At 32.0% G+C, this 894-nt stretch carries 2 protein-coding genes; one reads left to right on the top strand and one right to left on the bottom strand.

Translation table 11 applies throughout. The features are described from left to right. Positions 1-557, top strand: a 557-nt coding sequence (locus FUA24_RS01025) for a riboflavin synthase (protein ID WP_148539677.1), incomplete at its 5' end; no start/stop codon positions are given. On the opposite strand, the gene FUA24_RS01020 is transcribed toward FUA24_RS01025, so the two are convergent. Beyond that, entirely contained in the window at positions 558-761 is a 204-nt protein-coding gene (locus FUA24_RS01020; RefSeq protein WP_147131751.1) for a hypothetical protein, read from the bottom strand. It lies immediately after the preceding gene. Positions 762-894: the final 133 nt, after the last annotated feature.

The following is an 894-nucleotide window of genomic DNA, read 5'->3' as shown; positions in this document are numbered from 1 at the left end:
AACTACAAAACGAAAATACAAACCTGCATATTACCGTAAAGAGTAACATAACTCCTGAACTTAAAATAGACCAAAGTGTAGCACATAACGGAGTTTGTTTAACTGTTGTTAGCCTAAATAACAATGAGTATACTGTAACTGCCATAAAGGAAACTTTAGATAAAACAAACCTTTCATACTTAAAAACGGGCGATAAAGTAAATTTAGAACGCGCCATGAAGTTAGGTGACAGACTTGATGGCCATATTGTACAAGGACATGTTGACCAAACTGGTGTTTGCAAAGCTATAACTGAAGAAAATGGTAGTTGGGTATTTACTTTTGAATATGATAGTTCATTAAACAACATTACCATTGAAAAAGGCTCAATTACTGTAAATGGTACAAGTTTAACGGTTGTAAACTCTGCAAACAACAGTTTTAGTGTAGCAATAATACCTTACACATACAACCACACAAACTTTAACACATTTAAAGTTGGTACTGTTATTAATTTAGAATTTGATGTTTTAGGAAAGTATGTTACAAAATTGGTTAATATAAACCAGCTTAAATAACTATTTTTTTAAATTAGGGGCTATTAACTTTTTAGCACCGTAACACAAAGCAAAAATAGCACCTAGTATTACACCACCATCAATAGGAAACCCTGGCGGTGGCGAGGGTGGTGCTGGCGGCGGCGGTGCCGTTTGCGATAGGCATACAAAACTTATTAATACAAATAAGATTGAGGCAAATATTCTTTTATTTTGTATTGTCATTTGTTCACAAATGTAAAAAAAAAAGTGAGCTGATAAAACAATTTAAAGCATTTTTCAATGAAAAAACATCTATTAAAGGTAAAAAAACCCGATTAAGTGTTTGTTTTTGCTAACTTAAAAACTATATAAATTA

The organism is Seonamhaeicola marinus (assembly GCF_008085455.1).
Note: the sequence above shows the minus strand (reverse complement) of the source record. Positions and strands in the feature narration are given on the sequence as shown.

What these genes read in the sequence shown, in the direction of transcription:
- FUA24_RS01020 (WP_147131751.1), bottom strand. Translation starts at nt 761, where the DNA reads ATGACAATACAAAATAAAAGAATATTTGCCTCAATCTTATTTGTATTA.